Genomic DNA, 2,814 nt, shown 5'->3' with positions numbered 1-2,814 from the left:
GCGGTGGTGGCTTTGCTACCACCCCGACCACGAGGAAGATCTGAAAGCAATGATCGCGAAAGACAGAACACCAGCATCGTGACGTGGCGGCCAAACCGCCGCCATCCTGAGCAGTCTCACCAGCACCGCCCGCCGCCACAACATCGACCCGCAACTGTACCTGACGCAACTGCTGACCAACCTCCCGACCACGCCGATCAGCCAGCTCGACGATTGGCTGCCGGACCGCTGGCTTCAACTCCAAGCACACCAACACGATCAAACGGCGGCGGTGTAGTTCGCGTAGCGCTCACCGAAATCCAAACAGAGATTCGAAAATGTCTCCGGCAGATAACCCGCTTCGGTCGCTGCAACACACAACCCTGAGCCTCAGCGATCCGAGCTACACGAGTGCGGCCTGATCGTCCAGCACCTCCAACAGTATCGGCCGCGCGCTGAAGGGCGAAGCCGTTGTCGCCGGTCGCGCCGTCCCAAGCCGAACCACTCTGGTTTCGGCGGCGCCGGTGGTGGTTCCATCCGGGATCGATGCCGCCGACAGGCTTGTGCCGAATCGACTGGCCAGGATCGTGAAATCGTCGAGGTTCACGCTTTGGTCGTAGTTAAAGTCGCCCTGACTGAACACCCGGCTCGGCTGGCCGAAGCTTGCGGCGAGGGACGTGAAATCGTCGAGGTTCACGGCACGATCGCGATTGGCGTCGCCGGCAAGGACGAAGAAGTCAGTGACGAGATCGTCGCCGCCGATGCCGTCGTTGTTGCCGTCGAGCGGCTGGCCGTTGGGACCGGTGATTCCCGACGCGGCGAGGGTGAGACGGTAATTGCCGTCGGGGAGGACGCGCGTCGGTGTGCCTGAGACATGGAATCGCGCAACGCCTGCCGTCGGGTCGTACGCGAATCCAACCTGAGCCGGCGGAACCGGCTGGCCGGTGGAGAGGTTGAAGAGCGAGGCGTCGGCCGGCGCGAGCGACGCAACGACGTTGGCGGTAAAGGCGACGCGCGGCGCGGGCGGGAAACGGTCGTATTCATACGCGGCGCTGGTAACCGCCACCACGTTTGGCGACGACGCATCGCGGAGCGCGAGATCGGCCGTGCCGGCGCTCGCGCTCACACTATACCCCGCGCCGCTCTGAACGGCGACTCGCGCCAGCTCGGTCCCTTCAGCAATGGCATCGGCGACGGGATAGACCTGCAACCGCACGGCGTCGTCGCCGGCAGGAATGGTTACACTCGTCGGCAGGTTGGCGTAGTCTGTGCCAGGTGCAGCCAAGCCAGCGCCCGCTACGCCTGTGATGTTGACGACTAAGTCGAGGGCGTTCGAACCGGTTCGGCGAACCTCGAAGATGCCCGGCGACGAACCATCTTCGCGCACGGCATCATTGACGCGCACTACAGAGGCCACATTCGGTCCCGGGTTACCCGTGACGGTGATGGTTGCACTTTGCGGCGTGCCGATGAAGCCGTAGCCATCCTCCGCTTGTGAATAGAAAACGTAGGTTCCGGCATTCAATCCAACACGGAAGACAATTCCCCAGTCGTCGACGGCGGTGTAGTCGATTCCGGCGACGATGTCGCCGCCAACGCCGGTTTGAAGTCCTGCGATATTGTTGCTTTCGCGATAAAAACGCACAACGCTGGTGGCGGCTTCGGGATTGGTCGCCTCCAGCGTAAGAATGAGACCACCTGCAATGATCGCGGCCGATGGGACGAGTGGTCCCGTGAGCGGACCTTCCCGTCGCTGGCCAAGATTGATATCATTCAGCGACGCACCGGCAGTTGCGGTGATCGAGAGCGCGCCGCCGGTGTCGCCGTTGGTGGGAACCCAGCCCGCCGGACCGACTGCGCGCAGGGCTAGCGTGCCCGGAATGGCCCCGGTGAGTGTGTAAGCGCCCAACCCATCGGTGATGGCGTTCGCCTCGCCGACATCGAGCGCGCCATCGAAGTCGGTGTCGGTAAAGACCGTCCAGCCGCCGAGCGATTGTTCGCCACCGTCGAAGATTCCATCCAGATCTGCGTCGGCAAATACGAAGCCCTGTAAAGTCGCGGGCTGCGCGCTACCGTAGTCGCCGCCCGAGATGGTTTCACCGATGCCAACCGTGATCGTCCTCGTCGGCGGTGTCGTGAACACAAAACCTGACGTGCCTTCCAGCACGATGTCGTGCGACCCGCTTAACAAGCTTCCGAGCGTGTAATTGCCGCTCGAATCGGATAGCACGAACGGCTCACCGAGCTGGTACGTGCTGTTGTGATTGAGGTCGTCAAATATGCGCCGGCCAACCAGACCTAGCTCGCCCGCATTGATCGCGCCATTTCCATTGAGATCGTTGAAGACTCGGCCGCTGACCAAGTTAAGATCGATGTTGGGTCCGTCGGCGATCTGGACCGTAGCGACCGCAACATTCTGGCTGTACAGACTCGAAGGCAAAACCGTGACGTCGACGAGTTCGACGCCTTCTGCCAGATTGTCGGCGATCGGAACGATGTCGAACGAGACCGAAGATTGGCCAGCCGGAATGAACACCGAAAGCGGAATGAGTTGATAATCGACGCCGTTGGTGGCTTTGTTTGCGCCAGTGGATAGTGCCAGGAACACGCCAAGAGGAATATTCGTCGCACCGGTTCGGCTGACGGTGAACCGTCCGGGCGAGCCGGGCGTTTGCTCCGAGGTATTAGGAATCGTTGGAGCAATCGAAACCACCGGCATCGGACTGGTGTTGAGCACGTTGATGGTCGCGCCGACAACTTCAAACTCACCGCCCGCGTCGGAAGCCCAGCATCGCACATTGTACGTTGCGGCATTGGCGTAAACCTTGGTTCGGC

Annotated in this window: 2 protein-coding genes; both read right to left on the bottom strand. The window is 61.8% G+C overall.

Going from position 1 to position 2,814, the window contains the following annotated elements; genetic code table 11:
* A partial coding sequence (locus SGJ19_03710; protein MDZ4779341.1) for a hypothetical protein occupies positions 1-262 on the bottom strand: 262 nt, incomplete at its 3' end.
* Positions 263-382: 120 nt separating this feature from the next.
* A partial coding sequence (locus SGJ19_03705; protein MDZ4779340.1) for a Calx-beta domain-containing protein occupies positions 383-2,814 on the bottom strand: 2,432 nt, incomplete at its 5' end.

This window comes from Planctomycetia bacterium (assembly GCA_034440135.1).
Lineage (GTDB): Bacteria > Planctomycetota > Planctomycetia > Pirellulales > JALHLM01 > JALHLM01.
Note: the sequence above shows the minus strand (reverse complement) of the source record. Positions and strands in the feature narration are given on the sequence as shown.